General features: G+C 62.8%; 16 protein-coding genes and 2 pseudogenes. 11 read left to right on the plus strand and 7 right to left on the minus strand.

Going from position 1 to position 23,198, the window contains the following annotated elements:
- The 4 genes and pseudogenes from VMR39_RS02510 to VMR39_RS02525 form a co-directional block, all read right to left on the minus strand.
- Positions 1–443, minus strand: a pseudogene (locus VMR39_RS02510) (L-rhamnonate dehydratase); the annotation flags it as partial.
- Complete coding sequence (locus VMR39_RS02515) at positions 440–1,714, minus strand: MFS transporter (protein ID WP_325414022.1); 1,275 nt, start codon at positions 1,712–1,714, stop codon at positions 440–442. The pseudogene VMR39_RS02510 and the gene VMR39_RS02515, both read right to left, overlap by 4 nt.
- Before the next feature lies 1 nt (position 1,715).
- Complete coding sequence (locus VMR39_RS02520; RefSeq protein WP_325414024.1) at positions 1,716–3,392, minus strand: GH39 family glycosyl hydrolase; 1,677 nt, start codon at positions 3,390–3,392, stop codon at positions 1,716–1,718.
- 26 nt (positions 3,393–3,418) lie between these two features.
- Positions 3,419–6,091, minus strand: coding sequence for a TonB-dependent receptor (locus VMR39_RS02525; RefSeq protein WP_325414026.1), 2,673 nt, complete (start codon positions 6,089–6,091; stop codon positions 3,419–3,421).
- Positions 6,092–6,273: 182 nt separating this feature from the next.
- On the opposite strand from VMR39_RS02525, the gene VMR39_RS02530 reads away from it, so the two are divergent.
- The 4 genes from VMR39_RS02530 to VMR39_RS02545 all read left to right on the plus strand — a co-directional run bounded on the left by VMR39_RS02530 (position 6,274) and on the right by VMR39_RS02545 (position 11,371).
- The gene (locus tag VMR39_RS02530) at positions 6,274–7,002 is read left to right on the plus strand and encodes a FadR/GntR family transcriptional regulator (protein WP_325414028.1); all 729 of its coding nucleotides are present in this window, start codon (positions 6,274–6,276) and stop codon (positions 7,000–7,002) included.
- Between the two features lie 194 nt (positions 7,003–7,196).
- Entirely contained in the window at positions 7,197–9,605 is a 2,409-nt protein-coding gene (locus VMR39_RS02535) for a glycoside hydrolase family 2 TIM barrel-domain containing protein (protein WP_325414030.1), read from the plus strand.
- A complete protein-coding gene (locus VMR39_RS02540; RefSeq protein ID WP_325414032.1) occupies positions 9,602–11,080 on the plus strand; it encodes a glycoside hydrolase family 28 protein in 1,479 nt (492 codons plus the stop codon). Before VMR39_RS02535 ends, VMR39_RS02540 begins: the two co-directional genes overlap by 4 nt.
- An 81-nt stretch (positions 11,081–11,161) precedes the next feature.
- Positions 11,162–11,371 (plus strand): hypothetical protein, encoded by a 210-nt coding sequence (locus VMR39_RS02545; RefSeq protein ID WP_325414034.1) that lies wholly within the window; start codon positions 11,162–11,164, stop codon positions 11,369–11,371.
- Positions 11,372–11,456: 85 nt separating this feature from the next.
- Here the strand turns inward: VMR39_RS02545 and VMR39_RS02550 are convergent, their stop codons facing one another.
- Together VMR39_RS02550 and VMR39_RS02555 are read right to left on the minus strand one after the other, a co-directional pair.
- Entirely contained in the window at positions 11,457–12,482 is a 1,026-nt protein-coding gene (locus tag VMR39_RS02550; RefSeq protein ID WP_325414036.1) for a LacI family DNA-binding transcriptional regulator, read from the minus strand.
- The gene (locus tag VMR39_RS02555) at positions 12,479–13,717 is read right to left on the minus strand and encodes an MFS transporter (RefSeq protein ID WP_325414051.1); all 1,239 of its coding nucleotides are present in this window, start codon (positions 13,715–13,717) and stop codon (positions 12,479–12,481) included. The genes VMR39_RS02550 and VMR39_RS02555 overlap by 4 nt, the downstream gene beginning before the upstream one ends.
- A 166-nt stretch (positions 13,718–13,883) precedes the next feature.
- Between VMR39_RS02555 and VMR39_RS02560 the strand changes: the two genes are divergently transcribed.
- The 6 genes from VMR39_RS02560 (at position 13,884) to VMR39_RS02585 (ending at position 21,449) form a co-directional block, all read left to right on the plus strand.
- Entirely contained in the window at positions 13,884–16,349 is a 2,466-nt protein-coding gene (locus VMR39_RS02560; protein WP_414712441.1) for a TonB-dependent receptor, read from the plus strand.
- Between the two features lie 23 nt (positions 16,350–16,372).
- Positions 16,373–17,014, plus strand: a complete 642-nt coding sequence (locus tag VMR39_RS02565; RefSeq protein WP_325414040.1) for a tryptophan 7-halogenase — start codon at positions 16,373–16,375, stop codon at positions 17,012–17,014.
- Positions 17,014–19,281, plus strand: coding sequence for a beta-glucosidase (locus VMR39_RS02570; RefSeq protein WP_325414042.1), 2,268 nt, complete (start codon positions 17,014–17,016; stop codon positions 19,279–19,281). Before VMR39_RS02565 ends, VMR39_RS02570 begins: the two co-directional genes overlap by 1 nt.
- Before the next feature lie 807 nt (positions 19,282–20,088).
- Positions 20,089–20,544, plus strand: a complete 456-nt coding sequence (locus VMR39_RS02575) for a hypothetical protein (protein ID WP_325414043.1) — start codon at positions 20,089–20,091, stop codon at positions 20,542–20,544.
- 108 nt (positions 20,545–20,652) lie between these two features.
- On the plus strand, positions 20,653–20,784 hold the full coding sequence (locus VMR39_RS02580) for a hypothetical protein (protein ID WP_325414045.1): 132 nt from the start codon (positions 20,653–20,655) through the stop codon (positions 20,782–20,784).
- Positions 20,785–21,110: 326 nt separating this feature from the next.
- Complete coding sequence (locus VMR39_RS02585; RefSeq protein ID WP_325414047.1) at positions 21,111–21,449, plus strand: hypothetical protein; 339 nt, start codon at positions 21,111–21,113, stop codon at positions 21,447–21,449.
- Positions 21,450–21,505: 56 nt separating this feature from the next.
- Here the strand turns inward: VMR39_RS02585 and VMR39_RS02590 are convergent.
- A pseudogene (locus VMR39_RS02590) lies at positions 21,506–22,258 on the minus strand (SDR family NAD(P)-dependent oxidoreductase).
- A gap of 152 nt (positions 22,259–22,410) precedes the next feature.
- Here VMR39_RS02590 and VMR39_RS02595 point away from each other — a divergent pair.
- A partial coding sequence (locus VMR39_RS02595; protein ID WP_325414049.1) for a LysR substrate-binding domain-containing protein occupies positions 22,411–23,198 on the plus strand: 788 nt, incomplete at its 3' end.

A 23,198-nucleotide genomic window follows, 5' to 3' on the forward strand; every position in this document is an offset into this window, starting at 1 on the left:
ATCTTCGCCTTGGTCCGACCGCCGAGCAGGCGGAAGACGGGCTGCTTCGCCGCCTTGCCCATCAAGTCCCAGATCGCGATGTCGAGCGCGGATATGGCGACCAGCGCCACACCCTTGCGCCCGAAAGCCATGGTCTTGCGATACATATGCTGCCACAGGAACTCGCTGTCCCATGGATCCTGGTCGATCAGCAGGGGTGCCAGATACTGGTCGATCATCTGCTTGGTGACGAGCGGGGCCAGAGCGGCATTGCCGATGCCGACCAGCCCCTGATCCGTGAAGATTTCCACGATCAGCCAGCCATGGAAGGTGAAAGTGCCCATGGTTTCAGGCGACAGCATCGGCGACACGAGGTCCATGGGATTGGTGCAGAAATGCGGCGGCAGGGGAACGGTGTCGCCTTCCCACTGGACGACGCGGGTGCGGACTTCGGTGATTTTCAAGGGACGACCTTTCGAGTGAAGCTGAGTTGTGAAATGCGGGGGATGGAAAGACAGATCAGCGCGAAGGCGATCAGGTGCAGGGTCGCGGCGAGCGTCAGGACCGGCGTGTAGCCAAGCCCGGCGTCGAGCGCCCAGCCCGCCGCCTGCCCCATGACGATACCGCCGAACGCGCCGCCCAGCCCCACAAGGCCGGCGAGGCGACCGAGTGCGCTGCGCGGGGAGAGGTCCGTCGGCAGGGTCATGACGAGGGTGGACCAGCTCTGCTGGCCGAAGAAGGCGAGGCTGAAGATCGCGATGACCGCGGCGACCGAAGCGGTGGATGGCGCGAGCATGACCCAGGGCATGCAGGCGGCGCTCAAGGCCAAGGCGATCTTGCGCGCGGCGTCAACCGAGCGGCCGGAGGAGAGCAGTCGGCTGGAGAGCCAACCGCCGCACAGGCTCCCGACGCCCGAGGCTGCATAGGGAATCCAGCCGATGGTCGCCGCCTGCTTCAGGTCGAAACCATGCGCTTCGAACAGATATTTGGGCAGCCAGAAGAGGTAGAAATACCAGGCGCCGTCGCTGAGGAACTTGGCACCGACGAGGCCACGCACTTCGCGGCGAGCGAGCAACATGGCGATGGTCGGGGCCGGGCTTGCGTCCGTGCTGGCGGACATGTCCTCGCCGGGGGGCGTGCGATAGGTCAGGAACCACCAGAGGGCCCAGGCGAGGCCGAAACCGCCGGTAATGAAGAAGACCCAGCGCCAGCTGGCGAGGTCGAACCAATGACCATAGGCAAGGATGCCCGCGATCAGCGGCGGCGCGACGACCGCACCCATCGCCGTTCCGGCATTGACCAGACCCATGGCGGCGGCGCGGCGTTCGGGCGGGAACCATTCGGCGATGGCGCGGGTCGCGGCGGGGAAGCCTCCGCCCTCCCCCACGCCCAGCAGGAGGCGGCTGACCACCAGCGCGGCGATGCCGCCAGCCACGCCATGGCTGGCGCAGGCGAGCGACCAGAAGATCATGATCGCCAGGAAGCCGCGCCGCGTGCCCACCCGGTCGAGCAGCCAGCCACCGCCCAGATACATGAGGCCATAAGTGGCGAGGAAGGCGGAATCGAGGAACGCCTTGGTCTGGTTGCCGATGGGAATGTCGGCCTCGATATATTTGATCGCCCAGGGCAGAGTCTGGCGGTCGAGATAAGAGATGGCGATGGCGACGGTGATCGTCGCCGCAACCGCCCAGCGGCCCGAATGGTGCCGATCACCTGCCCGTTCCAAGGCCGTCATCTTATTGGGCGTCCAGGACCAGCAGCGCGACGCCCTGACGCGGAAGCGCGAGGTCGATGGTGGAAGCGCCACGCCCGCCGGTGACGGCAACCGTTTCCGCCTTCATGACCGAGGCGGCTTCCAGCTGCGCATATTGATCCTGATCGGGCGACTGCGGCGCGCCCATTTTCTTCCAGGCGGAAAAGGCGTTGGCATGGTCGCCATCGACCCGCCACAGCTTCGCCCCGGTCGGTGCGGCCTTCAGCCCCTTGAGGTTGATCTTTACTTGCGCGACCGGCCCGGCGACATCGTCATCATGATAATGCCACAGCAATAGTGCGACCTTTCCATCGACGGTGCGGGTCGCGATGGAGCCGATATCGGCGTCATCCTGAATACCCTTCGCCATCGCCTGATCCAGCGGAATTTGCGCAGCGTTGGTGGTCGTCAGCTTCGTTTCGCCAAGCTGGGCGAACAGGCGGAAGACGTTGAGGACTGGCAGATCCACGCCGTTGGTGGACAGCTGGCGATAGCCCGCGAACCAAGGCTGGTCCTCAAATTCGAAGGACCAGGACAGCACGCCTTCCAGATTGACCTTCCGCCGTTCCGCCAATTCCCAGATGCGCGCGAAGCTGGCCGCCGTGTAACTCGAATACATGGTGCCGTTGCGATAGTCATTCTGCGGCCCCGGACAGGCGGCGCAGCCTTCGGGATCGCTTTCGCCGATCACCACCGGCTTGGCGGCGAGCGACGGGATGGACAACACCTTGGTGAAGCCGCGATCAGCTTCCTTCAAATGGGTGGCGATGCCCATGCGGACATGGCCATCGACAAATTCCGGTCTGCCCTTGGCATGGAAGGACAGGAAGTCGGTCGGCGTGCCGGTCTGGCCGGTCACATAATTCTTGCCCGACGACACATGTTTCAGGAATCCGTCCATGAAGGTGCCACCCGCTCCGGCGACGTCTGGCCCACCGACCCGCGCGGTCGGCAGCGCGCGGCGCACGGCGCCGATCGCATAGTCATGCAGCTTGTAGAATTCCTCCGGCGAGGCGGTCCAGTAGAAGGGCGAGTTGGGTTCGTTCCAAACCTCGAAATACCATTTCTCGACCTCGGCCTTGCCGTATTTTGCAATATTGTGGAGCGTCCATTGATAGACCAGCTCTGCCCATTTCTCATAATCCTTGGGCGGATAGGTCCACCCCGTCGCGATCAGCTTGTAATCGAAACCGGGGCGCCAGCTATGTTGATAGGGGGTGCCGGCTGGCGCCGCCGACATGGCTTCAGGCATGAAGCCGATCTGGAGATAGGGACGCACGCCGCGTTCCAGATAGGCGTCGATGATGCCGTCCACCACCTTCCAGTCATAGACCGGTTTGCCGTCCTTCGTTTCGGTATAGGCGTTGCTGCTGCCCCATTTGAAGGCGGCCGTGCCATCCCCGCTGCTGAGCAGATTATGGGCGCGGAAATAGACTTCGCCCTTTTTCAGTTCGCCCAGTTCGACCAGCAATTTGCGGCCATCCTTCATCGTCGCATAATTGGGTTCGTCCGCGCCGAAGAAGCGCCAGACGGGCGGCAACTTGCCCGCCGGTTTCGCGGCGTCCACGCTGATCGTGACCTGCCGAGCCTCTTGCGCCTGAACCAGTTGCGGCAGCGCCATCAGCAGCGTGAGGGACGCGATCGTTCGGGAAATCGTCATAGAATATCCTCTCGATAGGGGCATCTTCAGATCTTCGCCCGGAAACCAAGGGCGAAGGTGCGCGTGTAAAGCACCGTGTCGCGCGGGTAGAGATTGGGGTCGTTGAACGAAGTCTGGTAGAGATTCTTCAGCACATTGGTCGCATCGAACACGACGGTGAACTGCGGATTGATTTCATAGGAGAAGGACAGGTCAAGATTGCTGATCTGACCGTTGGTGATGAAATTGGGATTGACCCCGGTGAAATGCAGCCCGGCATTATATTTGTCGCGCCAGACATAGGAGGCGCGGCCGGAGAAGCCGCCCTTTTCGTAAATGAGCGTGCCAGTGGCCGAATATTTGGACACATTCTGGAATGGGATGTCCATATAGCCGGTGACGCCCGGCAGCGGCGACAGCGCCTTGTTCTTGCCGTGGATGTAGGTGCCGTTGGCGCTGATGCCGATACCTTCCAGCCAGCCGGGCGCCCCGCGTGGGAAGAAGGTGAAACCGCCCTCTATACCCTGCAAACGGCCGGACCCCGAATTTTCCGGGCGGGTGATCTGATAGACGCCATTGTCGGCGCCCAGATAGTCGATGTTGAAATTGCTGGTGACGGACTGGATGAAGCCGGTGACGTCGCGGCGGAAGATGGTCGCGGTGATCGAGCTGGAGCGGTCGATATACCATTCGAGCGAGAGGTCGTAATTGTCGGAACGAATGGGCTTCAGGTCAGCATTGCCGCTGGTGCCGCGGCCGAAGGGCTGTTGTCCAGGCACTGGCGGAGTCAGGGTGAGCGCGGGATTGAGCTGCGCGAAGCTGGGCCGGGTGATCGTCTTGCTGGCGGCGAGGCGCAGGAAGAGATTATCCTGTAACTTGTAGCGCAGGGCCAAGCTGGGCAGGATATCCGTGCTTTTGTTGCGGATCGTGACGGGCGAGGTCGCGCCGCGCAAGACCAGGAAGGCGTTGGAAGTGATGTCGGTTCGGATGACACGCGCACCGATCTGCCCGTCCAGCCGGCCGACCTCTATATTCGCCTGGCCATAGCCGGCCTGGTTCTTCTCGCTAATGTCGAAATGCTGGGTGTCCTGGAAGGCAGGATCGCCGGGTGCCAGGCCGAACAACTGCCGCAGCGAACCGATATTGTTCAGCAGGTAGCCGGTCGTGGGCGTCGCCCATTGGCGCACGAACTTGCCGGTCCCCGTATCGAAATCGCCGGGCGTCACCGTCATCAGGCCTGGCAGGCTGGCCGCCTTGACGCCATAGCATTTGACCGCAACGGTCGGGCCGCAATTCACGGTCTGGGTGAAACTGTCCGACTGGGCATCGCGCTGGCTGAGGCGCAGGCCAACGTCGAGGCCTGAGAAGATCAGAAAAGGTGCGCGGTAGGAGATATCGCCGCGCCAGGCCCATTCCTTGCCGTCGCCGATCGTGCGAGTGGTAGACAAACGGGATAGATAATAACGGGACCGGTCGGCGATATCGTCATTGGGCAGGGAGAAATAGGGCGTGCCCGATCCATCGTTGAAGACGGCATCGGTGCGGGACGCGATAAAATCCACATCCAGATTATTGCCAATGTCTGTCGCCTTCGACCGGGTATAGGACAGTTCGGTGGCCACCTTCCAGTCGCCCGCTTTCCAGTCCGCGCCAAGCGCGCCCTGCCAGCGATCTGCCTTGTTCTGGTAGGCGGTGCCGAAATTGGCGACGCGGCCGCCGGTAGTACTGAGCGACTGGACGAGCTTGGTATCATCCACGAAAACCAGCGGCAACAGCAGCGGGCCGTTCATCGAGGTGAAATTCTGATTGCCGTTGCCGCGCTCACGATAGCCGTAGAACAGGCCGTCGGCGTGGATGGTGAGGCGATCGTCGGGTGCCCATTGCAGCGTGGCGTTGACCGCCGGGCGGGTGCGGGTGCCGATGCGGTCGAAGGCACCGATCACGTCGGTGCGAAACACCTTGGGATCGGCGACATTGGTGCCGCGCGGATCGAGCGGAACACCGGGCGTATAAGGCGCGCGGCTATTGTCGAGATTATAGCCGAAATAGCCACCGCTATAGACGGTGAAGTCGCGATAACGGGTTTTGTGGTAGGAAACGCTGATAAGAGCGCCGATTTCACCGATGCCGGTCGACCAGCGATTGCTGATAAGAGCGCTGGCATAGGGATCGATCGTGTCGGGCTGCTCGCTATAGACTTCGCGGCCGGCCAGCGCGACCTCCAGCCCCTTGAAGTCGAAGGGGCGACGGGTGCGGACGTTGATCAGGCCGGCGATGCCGCCTTCCAGTTGATCGGCGGAACGCGACTTGTAGACGTCCACACCCGCGACCAGATCGGCTGGCACATCCGCCAGCGACAGGGAGCGGCCGGTGGTGCTGAAGATGTTGCGGCCGTTGACCAGCGTGACAACGTCGGGAAGGCCGCGGATCAGCACGGTCGCGGATTCGCCACGAGCGCGGGGCGAGACCTGGATGCCGGGTACGCGCTGGAGCGCCTCCACCACATTATTGTCGGGCAGCTTGCCGATATCCTCGGCCACGACCGAGTCCACAAGTTGCCGGGCGTTGCGCTTGATATTCTGCGCCGACGACAGGCTGGCCCGCATACCGGTGACGATGATGTCGCCGTCGCTTACCGCCTGCGCTTCCTGCGCCCGTACCGCTTGCGACGCCATCAAGGCGAACACCGAAATGGACAGCTTCATCCCTCTTTTAATCATGGCACTCCCCTCCGAGTCCTTTTTATTTCTCGTACTAGATGAAGACAGTTTTCAACTGATTCAAGCCATAAATTGATGGAGTAATAGAAAATTACATGAAACCGCCAATTTTTCTCATACCAAATAAGGCAATCCCGGCGGTTCAGGCTTGACGATCGGGAAGACAGGGCAGACGAAGGCGCATGACGCAAGCAAACGACCATCCCCTGTCCCGCCCCACCAGCCCGTCGCAACGGGCCGTGCATGACCGGATCGCCCATGATCTGGGCATTGCGATCGTCGGCGGCCGCTATCAGCCGGGGGACATATTGCCGGGCGAGGAGCGCTACAGCGCCGAACAGGGCGTGTCGCGCACCGCCTATCGCGAGGCTGTCCGCGTATTGTCCGCCAAAGGGCTGGTCTATAGCCGGACCAAGAGCGGCACGCGCATCAATGATCGACTGCGCTGGAACATGCTGGATCTGGATGTACTCGCCTGGACGTTTGAGGCGGGGCCGACACCGGAATTTCTCCGCGACATCTTCGAGTTACGGATCGTTGTGGAGCCGGCCGCGGCGCAGTTCGCGGCGCTGCGCCGTGATGGCCAGGATATTTCCCGTATGGGTCATGCACTAGAGGAAATGCGCCGTTTTGGGCTACAGACGACGGAGGGGCGCGCGGCCGACCAGAGCTTCCACCGTCAGATATTGCTGGCGACGCGCAATGAATCGCTCATCACCCTGGCAACATCCGTCACGGCGGTCGTCGCCTGGACCACGCGCTTCGCGCGCGACGAACGCAAGGAATCCCGCGATCCGATGCCCGATCATGACGCCGTGTTCGACGCGATCATGCGTGGCGAGGGAGAAGAAGCGCGGCTGAAGATGCTGGCGCTGATCCGCAATGCATCGGGTGACGCGGGAATGCTGTAACACCGCATAATTTCTCATACCAGATTCGATCTCTTGGCGAGCCAAAGTGGCGGCTGCTGCGGCAAGCAATTTTCGCCGTATATTGAAACCATGTGGCAAATAGTGGAATTTATACTAGCAAGGAGACAAATGTCCGGAATGGTCCGCCGACAGGCGTGACACGCGGGACAGTCAGGATGAGAGGGGATATAGAGGTGCGAAGAACCGGCCGCATGGCGATCTTCTGGGCAATGACCGCCAACCTGGCCTCAATCGGCGCCGCGTACGCGGCATCGCGTGCCGTGACAGCATTACCAGACGGCTGGCGCTTCATCCAGGCTGATCCGGAGGGCGCCGAAACGCCCACGCTGGATGACGCATCCTGGCAGGCCGTCTCAGTTCCGCACGACTGGGCCATCGCCGGCCCTTTCGATCCGAATGCCAAGGCTGCGGGCGAGAATGGCTTTCTGCCGAGCGGGGTCGCCTGGTACCGCAAGGCATTGAACGTGATGCCGCGGCAGGGCCGACGCTATTTCATCGAATTTGACGGCATCATGGAACGTAGCGGCATCTGGGTGAACGGCCATCATGTCGGCTATCGGCCGATGGGTTATGTCAGCCAGCGCTACGACCTGACCCGCCACCTGCGCGCGGATGGCCGCAATATCATTGCGGTGCGGGCCGACACTTCCGCCGCGCCCTCGTCCCGCTGGTACACCGGATCGGGTATCTACCGCCGCGTTCGGCTGATCGAGACGAGCGATATCCATATCCCGCAAGGCGGCACCTATGTGCAGGCGACGGCGATCAGCGACGCGCAGGCCACCATCGCGGTCACAGCCGACATACAGAATGACAGCGGTTCAGCGACCGTCGTAAAGGTCGAACTGGTGCTGGCCGATCCCGATGGGCGCGAAGTCGCGCGTACCGTAACGGCCTCCGCCAGCATCGCGGCCGGTCGTACCATGATCCTGCCGGTGGAGGTCGCCCTGCCCCGCCCGCGCCGCTGGGATATCAACGATCCCGCCCTGTATCACGCAACCATTCGCATAGTAGCCGCCGACGGCACGCTGCTCGACGATGAAACTGTTCCCTTCGGTGTTCGCGAGGCCAGGTTCGATCCGGCGACCGGATTCTGGCTCAATGACCGCAATTTCAAGCTGAAGGGCGTGGCGCTGCATCATGATGGCGGCGCCGTGGGAGCCGCTGTTCCTCTTGCTGTCTGGCGCCAGCGTCTGACGGCATTGAAGGCGCAGGGCGTCAATGCGATCCGTACCGCGCATAATGTGCCAAGCCCGGAGTTTCTCGACCTGACCGACGAACTGGGGCTGATCGTGATGGACGAGTTGTTCGACCAGTGGAACGTCGCCAAGACGCCAGAGGATTATCACCTCTTCTTCGGTGACTGGCACAAGCGGGATACGCTCGACATGGTGCGGCGCGACCGCAACCATCCGAGCATCATCCTGTGGAGCGCGGGCAATGAAATCCACGACACCGCCTATCCGGTTCAGGCCAAGGCGGCACTGCGCAGCATCCTCGACATCGTCCATGCGGCCGATCCTTCGCGGCCGGTGACGATGGCGCTGTTCCGTCCGAACGTCACCAAGGATTATGACAATGGCCTTGCCGACATGCTGGACGTGGTCGGCCAGAATTATCGCGAGAATGAGCTGATCGCGGCCAGCAAGCAGAATCCCAAGCGCAGTATTGTCGGCACCGAAAATGCGCATAATCGCAGCAACTGGATACCGGTGCGCGACTATGCGCCCTTTTCCGGCATGTTCCTGTGGACCGGCGTCGATTATCTGGGCGAGGCGAACCGGTCTGGCTGGCCCAATATCCAGAATCCGGCGGGGTTGCTCGATCGCACCGGCCGCCAGAAGATCAGCGGCATGGAGCGGGAAAGCTGGTGGTCGGACAGGCCGGTCTTGCATGTCGTGCGCAATGCCGATCCGGCGGCGGCCGGCCCGTCGACCGATGGCGCGGGCGGCCCGAACCAGCCCGTCTTGCCGACCATGATCGCGGTGGCGACGCCCAAGCCCAAGGTCGCCCTGTTCGACGACTGGACACCGCAGGATCGCAGTCCGCATGACGAAACGATCGAGGTCTACAGCAATTGCAAGCAGGTCGAGGCGTTTCTGAATGGCCGGTCGCTCGGCACCCTGCCGATCAATCAGGATGCCGCCCCGCGCCGCTGGGCGGTACGCTATACGCCAGGCGAAGTGCGTGCGACCTGCCGCGATCCCGGCAGCGAAGCGGTGTCCGACAGTCTGCGGACGGCGGGCAAGCCGGTTCGCATCGAACTGAAACCGGATGCACCGACCGTCGGCTCCGGCTTCGACGATATGGTCTATGTCCGCGCGCGTGTGGTCGATGCGAATGGCGTCACCGTGCCATCCGCCAGCCATCGTCTGCATTTCGCGATCAAGGGCGCGGGCCGGCTGATCGCGACAGATAATGGCTCCTCGGTCGATTATACGCCCTTCCCTTCGCGCGACCGCATGGCGCTGGATGGACTGGCGGTCGCTATGGTCAGGGGCGCGGGCAAGGGGCGCTTTACCATCACTGCCACGGCCGAGGGGCTGAAATCCGGCACGGTCGATCTGGGCGCGACCAAATGATGCCGTCATTCACGCTGGCACGCCGTGACCTCATGGCTGGCGCGCTTGCTGTGGTGGCATCCGTCCGCCCGGCCTGGGCAGCGGCAGAGGATGATTTCGAGGCGAAGGCCAGCGCCATTGCGGACGCGATCCAGCCACCGAACATCCCGCGCCGCCGCTTCCCGATCGCCGCATTTGGGGCGGCTTCGGACGGGCGGACGGACGACAGCGCCGCCATCGCCCGCGCCATCGCCGCCTGTGCAAAGGCGGGCGGCGGCCGCATCATGCTGCCGCGCGGCGTGACGCTGACCGGTCCCATCCGGTTGCGATCGCGTATGGAACTGCATGTACCCAAGGGCGCGCGCCTCAAATTCATCCCCGAGCCGGACCGCCATCTGCCGCCGGTCCATACCCGCTGGGAAGGCGTGGAACTGATGGGCTACCAACCGCTCATCTACGCCTTCGAGGAGGAGGATATCGCCCTCACCGGCGAAGGCGTGATCGACGGGTCAGCGGACGACCGGACATGGTGGCCGTGGAAAGGCCCCTGGGCCGATCGCTACCGCGACACGCAGGAGCAGGAGCGGCAGGCTGCCGATCGCGCACGCCTGTTCGCCATGGCCGAGCGCGGCGTGCCGGTGGCGGAGCGGATATTCGGCGAGGGGAGCCGCCTGCGCCCTTCCTTTTTCCAGCCCTATCGCTGCAACCGGATATTGATGGAGGGCCTCACGGTGGAAGCCGCGCCCTTCTGGCAGGTTCATCCGGTCGATTGCACCGACGTGACCTTCCGCCGCGTCACCTGCTCCAGCCACGGGCCGAACAATGACGGAATCGATCCGGAATCCTGCAACGGCGTGCTGATTGAGCATTGCCTGTTCGACACCGGCGACGATTGCATCGCCATCAAGGCTGCGCGCAATGCCGATGGCCGGCGGCTGAATAAGCCGTGCGAGAATATCGTCATCCGCCATTGCCTGATGAAGGACGGCCATGCCGGCGTAGCGATCGGCAGCGAACTGACCGGCGGCGTGCGCAATGTCTTCGTCCATGATTGCCGGATGGACAGCCCGAATCTGACGCGAGTGCTGATCATCAAGTCGAACAGCTATCGCGGCGGGCTGATCGAGAATATCCATCTGCGCCATATCCAGGCCGAAGCGGTGGACAAGGCGTTTATCCAGATCTGGATGCTCTATGAAGAGGGCGACGGCGGCGGCCATATACCGCAGGTCGCCCATGTGTCAGCGCAGGATTGCATGGTCGGATCGACCGAGCGGGTGTTGATCGTGTGCGGCCTGCCGCACGCGCCGATCCGCGACCTGCGCCTTGCGGATGTGACTGTGGGTCGGGAAATGAAGCCGTCCGTCACCGTGGATGTCGATCCACCCATACTGGACAATGTTGTCGTTGGCGGGCGACGATGGACGCAGGATTATCTGCGCAGCCTGCCCGGCGCGAACAGCATCAGCTGCGACAAATGGGCGGTCTGCAGATAAAGTTCGATCGATATTCTCGGAAATGCTGGCGGAAGCCGGGCATACCTGAACAAGGGCGAAAGTGGGGGCGGCACCGTCGCATTGACCGAAGACGAGGTTGTCGACGCCTTGAAAAGACTGGCGCAGCGCAACATTTTTGCCGCGCCCACAAGTGCCACCGCCGCGCTCGACAAGCTGCTGAAAAGGAGAGCGATCCGGGAGACGGACATCACGGTGGTCATCATTACCGGCAACGGGATGAAGGCGGCCGCCACGGTGGCATCGGCGGTCGGCGACGATGGCGGACTTTAGACTATCTGTCGGCTTCCAACATCTCTGACATATCCCTCGTCATCGAGCCCCGTCTATCCAACGTTTCGCTCGTAGGATCAGCCGCTCATTTTTGGCTGCACCGCCCGGTGCTGCCCCGCTTGACCAGCGCATGGGGCAGCATCAGGTGCGTCTGCGGATGATCCCCTTTCCTGCGGACGGCAGGATCAACCAAGATATCGACGGCCGCAGCGGCCATTTCCGCCTTCGGCTGACGGATGGTCGTGATCTGCGGCCAGGCGGCGCGGGAGGATGCTGCATCGTCAAATCCGGCGATCGACAATTCGTCAGGAACATTCATGTCCCGTTTGATCGCAGTGATGAGCACGCCGAGCGCCATATCGTCATTGCAGGCGAAAATGGCGCTGGGCCGATCGGGGCCATGCAGCAGAGCTTCACCCAGTTCCAACCCTGAGCGGAAGCTGAAATCGCCGCGCAGCACGAAACGCTCGTCCACCATGATGCCCGCCCCCGTCATGGCCGCGCGGAACCCCTTCTCCCGCCGGATCGAGGCGCTGTGATTCTCGGGCCCCTGCACGAAGCCGATATGGCGATGGCCAAGACCGATCAGATAGTCGGTCATCTCCCGCGCCGCGCCATGATCGTCCATCCGCACCGCCCCGCTATCTTCCGGTTCGGCTGACGGGGCCATCAACACATGAGGTACCGCCGACTCGCGGAATAGGGCGATCAGTTCCGGCGCGTCGCAAATGGGGGGCGCGATGATCGCACCGTCGAGCCGCAGGCTGGCGATGCTGTCGCGGACATGATCCTGCCAGCCGGAACGGTTGAGATCGACCGGCTCCACCACCAGATGATAGCTGCGCTCCCGGCAGCGGATCAGCGCGCCATGCTGGACATCGGCGGCATAGCCCGACACCGGATCGTCGATGAACAGGCCAAGCAGATAGGAGCGGGAGCTGGAAAGACTGCGCGCGAAGGCGTTCGGGCGATAGTCTAGTTCGGTCACGACCCGCTGCACCACTTCGCGGATTTCAGGACGGACATGATCCTCTCCATTAATGACGCGCGATACGGTCTTGGGGGAGACGCCGGCGCGGGCCGCAACATCTTTGATCGTGACAGTCTTCATGAAGATTGCTCCTGCGGCTGCGCGCACAGGGCGGCGAACCGGGCGATGAAGGCGTAGCAAGCGGCTGGCACGACCAGCGCCGGCAACAGCGCGATCACATCGGCAAAGGCGCCGGTGATGACAGGAATTATCGCGCCGCCCACCACCGCCATGCACAACCACATGGAGGCGACCGGCGCCTGCCGATCGTCCGCCGGCAGCGCGAGGGCGTAAATGGTGGGATACATGATGGCGTTGCACAGGCCGACGGCGATCAGGGCACTGGCGCCCACCACACCGGGCAGGATGATGGCAGCCAGCGTCAGTGCCACCGCGCCCAGCGCCACAACCAGCAGCAGGCGATGTTCGTTCATCCGCGTCATCATCCACGCGCCGATGAACCGGCCGACCATGGCCCCGCCCCAATAGAGGCTGACCAGTTGCCCGCCGACCACCGGCGTCACGCCCAGTCGATCGGGTCGCATCAATATGGTGGGTAGCAGCGCGCCGATCGCGACCTCCGCCCCCACATAGAAAAAGATCGCCGCCGTCCCCCACTTCAGGCGACGCAGGCGGATCAACTGGAACATCTGCCTCGTCCCGGCGAGGGATTGCGTTTCGCCATGCGCCAGCAGATTGCGATAGCGGATATAGGCCAGGATCAGAAGCGCGGTGACCAGCGCCGTACCGAGAAACGGCAGCGTCGCGTCCATGCTGCGCGCGGCACTGGCGTCTAGTTCGGTAAGCAGCAACGGTGCGCTGACAAGCGGCCCCAATACGGTGCCGAGCGAGTTGAAACCCTGAAGCAAGGTCAGGCGACGCGACGCTCCCCGCGACGGGCCGATGACCGCGACCACCGTGTTGGTGGCGATTTGCAGGAAGGTCTGGCCCGCTGAAAGAAGCAGCAACGCGCCCATCACCATGGCGAAGGACAGGGCAGTCTGCGCTATGGTGAGCGCGAGGCATCCTGTCATCATCACCGCCAGCCCCGCCACGATGGCGCGCATATAGCCGTTGCGGACGATCGCCCAGGTGATCGGCAGCGCAAACAGCAGATAGCTGGAATGGAAGGCCAGCTGGACCAGCAACGCCTGCCGATAGTCGAGATGTAGCATCAGCTTGAGCTGCGGCACGAGCAGACTGACCGAGGAGGTCAGGAAACCGCCGATGAAGAACACGCCGATGGACAGCCGGAACAGATGGGTTGCGACCTGATCGGCATCGGGGGCAGGCAAGGTTGACGTAACAGTAACCATCAAGCGGACTTTGCAGTCGATCCTTACAGGGTGCGGCCAGAAATGGGAAGCGATGGGGACTCCGTGTGCGCGAGTTTGACATCGATGTCAAAAACAGAGTTGACATCGTTGTCAGGCTTTGGTCATTACGCGGCACACAAATGATGTGAGTCCAGGGAGAGAGATGATGAAGAGCATTGCGCTCGTCGCGAGTACTGCGCTTGCGACCATGACGCTGGCAATGGCCCCCGCCTTCGCGCAGGACAGCGCGGCGCCACAGGCGGCCCAGCAGCCCAATAATGGTTATGACGGCGACATCATCGTCACTGCCACCCGCCGCGAAACCACCCTGCAATCGACTCCGATCGCCGTGTCCGCCTTCGGCCAAGCGCAACTCGACAAGCAGCAGGTCAAGGACGTCACCGACCTTGCCCGCTTCGTTCCGTCGCTCCAGTTCAATCAGCAGGGCGACCAGTCTGCGGTGCTACTGACGCTGCGCGGCATCGGCAACGACAGCGCCTATACCGAAGTGGCCGACCCCGAGGTCGCCATCTATGTCGACGGCATCTACTCGCCGCGCGCGCAGGGCGCATCGGTGCTGATGTACGATATGGAACGCGTGGAAGTGCTGCGCGGCCCGCAGGGCACCTTGTTCGGCCGTAACGCCACGGTCGGCGCGCTCAGCCTGATTTCCGCCAAGCCCAAGCTGGGCGAGTTCGAGGGCAATGTCGAAGTCACAGCCGGCAATTATGATCGCCTGGGCGTGCGCGGCGCGATCAACATCCCTGTCAGCGACACGCTGGCCTTCCGCGTCGCCTTCGTCAGCGACCGGCATGATGGCTATGCCGACTTCCAGCCGGCCCCGGACGTCACCGGCATCAACAAGTCCGCCTTCGTCACCAGCGGCAAGAAATATTATGCCGCCGACCAGCAGTCGGGCCGCGTATCGATGCTCTGGCAGCCGAGCGAGAAGTTCAGCTGGAACCTGTCGGCCGAAGGCTTCCTGGACAATGGCGCGCCGGTCATCGGCCTGCTCCAGACGCCGCGCGCGGGGACCAAGCGCTGGTCGACGCTGAGCGACACCGCGCCGGACACTGACCGCTATTCGGTCGCGCTGCGCAGCACGATGAACTATGGCATCACCGATGGCATCCAGCTGAGCTATATCGCCGGCTGGTCGCGGATCGGCGGATCGACCCAGACCGATGCGGATGCAGGTGCGATGCCGCCGACGGGTGAAGTCGATGCGGACGGCAACGACCTGCCGCTCGGCGCCTTCGGCGAGAACCGCACGCTTTCGTCGCGCTATGATTTCCAGAGTCATGAGGTTCAGCTGAAATCGTCGGGCGAACAGGCGATCGACTGGATTTTGGGCGCCTATTACAGCCATGAAAAGAACCGCATCCGCTTCGACATCGACCAGCGCAACGGCTATCGCGATGGCACCTTCAGCTGGGCCGGCAGCTTCATCCAGGCCAATCGCCAGATCGACAGCCGCGCCGTGTTCGGCCAAGCCGTATGGCACGTCAACGACGCGATCCGGGTGACCGGCGGTCTGCGCTACACGTCCGACAAGAAGGAGGATATTGGCGGCCGCAACGTGACCTTCTCGGGCGAAGGCTGCTCCGATACCGACAAGCTGCCTGGCGGCGCCTGCACCGGCGGCATCTTCGGCGCCTATCCGGGTGCCACGGCGGAGGAACTGGCCGCGTTGCTGCCGGGCTTCTCCATCTCCAGCAACGATGTGAAGGGCAAGTGGGACAAGCTGACCTATCTCGCCCGCGTCGATGCGGACCTGGCGGAGGACGTGCTGGGCTATGCCAGCATCAGCACCGGCTTCAAGTCGGGTAATATCCAGGACAATGCCGGCCTGACCGATCCGGAAACGTTGACCAATTATGAAGTCGGCCTGAAATCCCGCTTCCTGGATCGTCGCGTCACCCTGAACCTCGCCGCTTATTATAGCGACTTCAAGGGATATCAGGTGAACCAGGCCGTCACCTTCCGCGACGATGAAGGCAATGTCGTGCGCAGCCAGATGATCACGCAAAATGCCAAGGGCGCGAAAGCCTATGGTCTGGAAGCGGAAATGGTCGCCAACCTGACCGACAATGACCGGCTGCAATTTTCCGGTACGCTCCAGAAGACCAAGCTGGACGATCTGGAGAGCGTTGACGGGCGGCTCTACGACGGCGGCAAGCTGTCCTCGATCGCGCAACTTGGGGGCAATGAACTGGCCCATGCGCCGCGCTTTTCCGCGACGCTCAGCTACGAACATGATTTCGTGATGGCGAGCGGCGCGCGGATCACCCCGCGCTTCACCACCCATTATGAAACGAAGAGCTGGCTGAGCTACTTCAATGGCGACGCCAATCCGTTCGTCAACGCCAACGACCCGGCCGACAATATGCCCAGCCGGGGCACCAACGGCACCGACTGGGATCGGCAGAAGGCCTATTTCCGGTCCGATGCGTCGATCCGCTTCACCGCGCCGGACGAGAAATATTCGGTCGAGGCCTTTGTCCAGAATATCGAGAATGGGAAGATCCGTACTGGAGCCGGCGCGTTCGGCGCGCCGCGCTACGACCCGATCTTCCTGTCCAACCTTCAGCCGCCGCGCACCTGGGGCGTCCGCGCCCGCGCGAACTTCTGATCCGGACCTGCGCGAGACAATAGATGACGACCGTCACCCCCTCCCCTGGCCAGGTCGTCATCGTTGGCGGCGGAACGGCCGGATGGCTGTCCGCCGCCACCTTCCCGCGCACGCTGAAAATGCGCGATGTGACGCTGGTCGAATCCAGTGACATCGGCATCATCGGCGTGGACAAGGGGACTTTCCCCGCCATCCGATCGACGTTGGCGGGACTGGACATCGGAGATGCGGAATTCCTCCACTGCGCCGATGCGACCTTCAAGCAGGGCGTGCCCTTCGATGGCTGGGCGACCGGCACGGACAGTTATTTCCACCCCTTCAACATGCCGATCGGCGGCGAGGATGAAGCGCTGTTGCCGCACTGGCTGATGCTGGACGGGCCGCAGGATCTGCTGGCGCAGTGGCGGCATTGGCCGCCGTCTCGCTTCGACTTCACGGTCGATCTGGAAACGGTCCTGCCGCCCAGCTATCATCATATTCGCTACGACATGAGGTTTGAAACCCGGATGGCAGCCGGCCCGGATCGCTATCCCGACGGGGCGGAGGCACGCGCCGCCTTGGCCAACGTGGCTACCGCATCCAACGCCGCCGTCGCCCATCTTCCTGACCATCGCGCCCTGCTGAACCAGCTTGGCGGGCGCCAAACTACGGCAAGAGTATCCTGATGACGCGCACTTTGTTGATAGCCTCCCTGTTGCTCGGCGCTTCGAGCATCGCCCAAGCCCAAGCACCGCAGCCGATCCCGGCCGCAAGCGCGGGCAGCAATCGCGCCTTGTCGACGGAGGCACGCGCCAAGGCGCTGGTCACGGCCATGACCACCGAGGAAAAGCTGGCGATCGTCCACGGTTATTTCCCGCCCATGGCGAAGCCGCCCCAGCCGATCGCCATGATCCCTTCGGCCGGCCATATTCCGGGTATTCCCCGCCTCGGCATCCCGACGCTCCGCGAAAGCGACGCCAGCCTGGGCGTTGCCAACCAGATCGAACAGCGCAAGGGCGACACGGCAACCGCACTGCCTGCCAGTCTGGCCACCGCGGCCACCTTCAACCCCGCCATCGCCTACGCCGGCGGCGCGATGATCGGTGCGGAGGCGCGAGCCAAGACCTTCAACATCCTGCTTGCCGGCGGCGTCAACCTGACCCGCGATCCGTGGAACGGCCGCAACTTCGAATATCTGGGTGAAGATCCGCTGCTGGCCGGTGTGCTCGCGGGCGAGCATATTCGCGGCGTCCAGAGCAACCATATCGTCTCTACCATCAAGCATTTCGCGCTCAATTCGCAGGAGACTGGCCGCACCGCCCTGGACGCGCGGATCGACAAGGAAGCGCTCCGCGAAAGCGACCTGCTGGCCTTCCAGATCGCGACCGAAATCGGCGATCCGGCGTCCGTCATGTGCGCCTATAACAAGGTGAATGGCGATTATGCCTGCGAGAATGACTGGCTGCTCAACAGCGTCCTGAAGAAGGACTGGGGTTACAAGGGGTGGGTCATGTCCGATTGGGGCGCGGTCCATTCGACCGAGAAGGCCGTACTGGGCGGACTGGATCAGGAATCGGGACAGGAATTGGACGACGCAATCCATTTCGGCCAGCCGTTCGAGGCGGCGGTGAAGGCCGGGCGCATCCCCATGGCGCGGCTGGACGATATGGTGGAGCGCATCCTGCATGGCGTGATCGCCAGCGGGCTGATGGATGACCCGGTGCCCGAAAGCCCGCGCCAGATCGACTATGCCGCCCATGCCGATGTCGCCCAGCGGACGGCGGAGGAGGGCATCGTCCTGCTGAAGAATGAGGGCAACCTGCTGCCGCTGGCCAAGAGCGCGCGACGGATCGTCCTGATCGGCGGCCATGCCGATGTCGGGGTGCTGTCGGGCGGCGGATCGTCACAGGTCCGATCGGTCGGAGGCGCGCCGGTCGAAATTCCCTTGACCAAGGGGGCGGCGGCCTCCTTCGCGCGCATGACCTGGCATGCCTCTTCGCCGCTGAAGGCGATCCAGGCGCTCGTGCCGCAGGCTGAAGTCACCTATGTCGACGGAAGCGATGCCAGGGCGGCGGCGGACGCGGCGCGGCGGGCTGACCTTGCCATCGTCTTCGGCTGGCAATGGCAGACCGAGGCGCAGGATCCCGAACATATGCGCCTGCCCGACAATCAGGACGCATTGATCGACGCAGTCTCGACCGCCAACCGCAAGACCATCGTCATGCTGGAAACCGGCGGCCCCGTCGAAATGCCCTGGATCGCCAAGGTGCCGGTGCTGGTGCAGGCCTGGTATCCCGGCCAACGCGGTGGTGAGGCGATGGCCAATATCCTGTTCGGTGATGTGGCGCCCTCGGGTCGCCTGCCCATCACCTTTCCGGTGCGAGCCGATCAGGCGCCACGGCGGGAACCGGCGGGCCTTGCCGAACTGCGCGCAGCCGATGCCCGGCGAGAGGCTGGCGACACCGCCAACTATGGCATGACCGGCGGCGTCGCACAATTTGCGGTCGACTATCCCGAAGGCGCGGAGGTCGGCTATCGCTGGTACGCGATGAAAGGGAGCAGGCCGCTTTTCCCCTTCGGCTATGGCCTCAGCTACACCAGCTTCACCTATGCGAACCTGAAGGTACAGGATGGCGCGGCGCTGACCGTCAGCTTCGACGTCACCAATGCCGGCAGCCGGAACGGCGCGGACGTGCCGCAGCTTTATGTTCAGGCGAAGGGTAGCGCGGGCGTCAACGCCTGGCGGTTGGCCGGGTTCGACAAGCTCAGCCTCTCTCCCGGCGAGACGCGGCGCGTCACGATGACGGTCGATCCACGCCTGATCGCCCGGTTCGAGGAAGGCGCGGGCTGGCGGCTCGGCGGGGGTAGTTACGCGGTGGCGGTCGGCCATCACGCCGGCGACATGGTGCTCAAAGCTGTGGCGAAGCTCGATCCTTACAGTCGCGAGCCCTGATCTGCGGCTCTTATCGATCGTCCCGAAGCTACCGTCAGGGCGTGATCATCGCACGGACAGTCCGGGCATCCGGCGGGCCCGAAGACCTCGGATTTCCGCACCTGCGTGATCAATCGCTCACGCGCAGCTTCCTCTGGTGCGGAACTCAGGCGCAGCGTTTCATATACGCCGCGCGTCGGGGTACCGCCCGGGCTGACCGCCCAGGGATCGGCACCTTCCCTGATGAGGACTTCGGCGACCTGCATCGTATCCATGTCGACTACCGATTGCAGGATGGTCGTCCCTGCACCGTCCTGCCAATTGGGTTTGCATTGTACCGCAGGAGCAGTTCCATCGCACACGGATTGGCGGTGCGCCCAACTGACAACATCGATACGATAGTGCTTCCAGGCGTTGCATTCGCGTCAGCGTCCGCCTTGAACAATGAACTCGCGAGCGACCGCTCGCCTAAACCGATCGCAAGATCAAGCGCACTTCCCTTTATGCCGCCATCCGCGGGCACGCCATGGCGACCGACTCGTCCGGGCCGTTTTCCGGGGCCGCCGCCAATATCATTCTGTCCTTCTCGTTCGGCCAAAGAACATGTCGGTATCGGGCAGATTGGCGCCGAGGATCAGCGCTGCGAGACCCTTGCGGGACTTCGTCTTGAGACCGGTCTGGCTCAGTCAATATCCCCGGCAAGACTGTGGGTGAAATTGTCCATGCAAAGTCCGTGCCTCGGACTGCAGGCGATCGTCAACTTCGTGGTTCAGACCGGGCCTATCCAAGTGTAGAACAGAGTCGCTAATTTTTCAGGATAAATCGCCGATGCTGAGCCGAGCTGATCAGGCTCATCTGAACATGCAGGAGGCCCGCGAGTTGCGCGCAGCCGGTGTTGCCTATCGCGAGATAGCGCGACGTCTGGCGCTGACGTCCAACCAGCTGCGCCTTATCCGCAAGGCATTGAGCCGGTCGAAAGCGGCCCAGAGCCGGTTGCACGCCGCATATCCTCACGCCACCAGTCACGATCTCCCCATCAGCCGCTCCGTCCTGCCCTCTGGCCTGCGGGAACGGCTGAGGGAGGCGGGCTACCGGACGCTGGGCGACATCGCGCAAAGCCTCGACGATCCCGGATTTCCCGGACTGGAGACGCTCCCCGGCATCGGTCCTCACCGGGCCAACATGGTGCGGGATCTGCTGGCGCATTTCGACCTGCTGGCCGGTACCGACGATCTGCGCGCCGAGGTGGAAGCCATCTTCCCGGAGCTTGAGGACCGTCGGTGACGGTCAATGGATGATCATCGGCATCTGCCGACCGCATCGCCTGGCTGCCTTGCGGAACCGAAGGGCTGGATCGCGCTTTCGCGCGAACGCCGGCTGTCCGGAGTCACCATGCACATTCTGAGCAAGACGAATGGATTTCAACTCGTCATGCTGCTTATCAATGCCGCAGCAGAAGGCCAAGGGGATGAGGAGGCGGAAAAGCTCGCTACCGAAAAGCCCAAATTCGGGCAACGACGATAGCTGCGCCCTAGTAAAGGACCAGACGATAGAAAGGACAGACCCTATGAGCAGAAAGCCCAAGTCCAGACTGCCGATCGAGTGGCAGGTCTACACGAATGCAAACCGAAAGCCGATACGAACTTGTGCTGTCCCGATCTGGAAATACGCGGTCTGGGCGATCGTACTCCTCATCCTGTCGGCGTTGGCCTTCTTCCCCAGAAGCATCCTACCCCTCCTCTGAGGGCTTCTCGATAAAAACGCCGTTGGCAGGAAGATGGAGGAGCGTGGTGGCAATAGAGGTGGCATCGGGATAAGGGGGCGGTTCGTCCCAATGATCCAGGTGAAGCATGGCCCGCAAACATTCGAAACACGGCCCTTATGAGGATCTGCATCGCGAGGAGGAGGCGCCCGCCGAGGTTCTGTCCTGCTGGCTTTGCGGCAGGCCGACCGGCAAGACCATCGTCTGGCATCACCCCATACCCAAGAGCCGTGGCGGACGCGACACCGTGCCCATGCATCCCATCTGCCAGCAGACATTGACCGTGAATTTCACCAATTCCGAACTGCAACGGCACGGCATGGATGTGGAGGGGCTTCTGGCCCATCCTTCCGTGCGCAAGTTCGTTGATTGGGTGGCGAACAAGGATCCTGATTTCACGGCGAGCATTTCCAAGAAGCAGAGATGATCGGTCGGGCGCGGGGACCACAGCCGCTCTCCGCCAACGTCAAGATCCGGTGCTATTCAGATCTGCACCTGCCCGCCTTCGACGAAAAGTTCGATACCGTTCACGAAACTGGCCTCATCAGAGGCGAGGAACAGAACGGCCTTGGCGATCTCCGCGGGCTGGCCCACGCGGCCGGCGGGGATCAGGCTGGCGAGATAGTCCTTGGTGGCGTCCGCCTGCTCGCCGCCGCCGAACAGTTCGTTAAGGCCGGCGGTATCGGTAACGCCGGGGCTGATCGCGTTTACCCGGATGCGCCGATCCTTGAGATCGAGGATCCAGTTGCGCGCGAAGTTGCGCACCGCCGCCTTGGTCGCAGAATAGACGCTGAAAGCCGGCGTGCCCGAGATGCTGGTGGTCGAGCTGGTCAGAATGACCGAGGCGCCGTCCTTCAGCAGCGGCAGCGCCTTCTGCACGGTGAAGAGCACGCCCTTCACGTTGATGTCGAAAGTATTCTGATAGTCGTCCTCCGTGATAGCGCCCAGGGGCGCCATACCGCCACCGCCGGCATTGGCGAAGACCACGTCAATCTGGCTATGCTGCTGCTGGACGGCGTCGTACAGCTGATCGATATCGGCGAGCCGCGACATGTCGCCGCGAACGCCCGTGACCCGTCCCCCGATCTGTTTAACCGCGGCGTCGAGGGCGTACTACCGCCGGCCGGTGATGAACACCGATGCGCCTTCGGCCGCGAAAGCCTTTGCCGTAGCTAAGCCGATGCCGCTGGTACCGCCGGTCACTACCACAACCTTGTTGTCGAACTTTTTTGCCATTGCCTGTCTCCTTGGCGTTCCGGCAGAGCGCCGGTGCCACTTTGAAATGCAATGAGAACGATGATGCCTGTAGTCAGCAAATATGACACTTATCGTTCCACAGGAGGAACACTGATGAGAATCGACCTCAACGACTACGGCATTTTGCCGAGGTGGTGGCCCATGGCGGGTTCGCGGCAGCCGGTCGCGCGCTGCGCGAACCCAAGTCGAAACTCAGCCTGCGAATTGCCGGATTGGAAGACAGGCTGGGCCTACGGCTGATCGAGCGATCCAGCCGTCGCTTCCGGGTGACGGAAACCGGACAGGCGTTTTACGAGCGATGCCGCGCGATGGTCGTCGAGGCAGAGCAAGCCGAAGCGCTGGTCATGCAGGCACAGGCTGAGCCCCATGGCCGCATCCGTTTCAGTTGTCCCACCGGCATGCTGGAACCAATATCCAACCTAATCTCGTCCTATCTGGCACGCTATCCCAAAGTCCGACTGCAACCGGTCGCGACGGATCGCGCTGTCGATCTGATCGAGGAACGGATCGACCTTGCCCTCCGTGTCCGCGCCAGCCTGACCAGCGATGCCGCGCTGACGATGCGCTCTCTGGGCGGGTCTACCCGGATCCTTGTCGGAAGTCCCCAGTTGGCCAGTCAGGTGGAGACCATCGAGCAATTGGCTTCACTCCCCGCGCTCGCGACGCATGATGCCGCGGATGAGCTCGAATGGTATCTGGAAACGGAGCAAGGCGACAAACATGTTGTGCGAGTCGCGCCCCGTTTAGGATGCGAAGACATGGCGACCGTGCGCAATGCCGCAATCGACGGTCTGGGCTTGGCAATCCTTCCCGATCATGTATGCCACACAGCGCTGGAGTCAGGACGATTGGTACGTATTCTGCCGGCCTGGCGCGGACAGCAAGGCATTGTGCATCTCGTCTTCACCACACGGCGAGG

The organism is Sphingobium sp. (genome assembly GCF_035511395.1).
In the GTDB taxonomy this organism is placed as follows: Bacteria; Pseudomonadota; Alphaproteobacteria; order Sphingomonadales; family Sphingomonadaceae; genus Sphingobium.